At 50.0% G+C, this 256-nt stretch carries 1 pseudogene; it reads left to right on the plus strand.

The window, feature by feature from the left end:
- Positions 1 to 256, plus strand: a pseudogene (locus FNK51_RS26245) (GGDEF domain-containing protein); the annotation flags it as partial.

The following is a 256-nucleotide window of genomic DNA, read 5'->3' on the forward strand; positions in this document are numbered from 1 at the left end:
AAATGTACCCTTGACACTGAGCATCGGGGTCGGCTCGGCCGTGCCATCCTTACCGGAACTAGGTACGCTTGCACAGTCCAGCTTGGATCTCGCCCTTGGACGGGGCGGTGACCAAGTAGCGATAAAGCAAGCGAATGGAAAAGTGAAATTTTATGGCGGCAAAACCAATCCGATGTAAAAACGCACGAGAGTCCGTGCACGTGTCATTTCTCATGCATTGAAGGATATAGTCCTTGATAGCGATAAAGTCATTGTC

This window comes from Bacillus sp. B4EP4a, from assembly GCF_006680105.1.
Classification (GTDB): domain Bacteria; phylum Bacillota; class Bacilli; order Bacillales; family DSM-1321; genus Peribacillus; species Peribacillus simplex_E.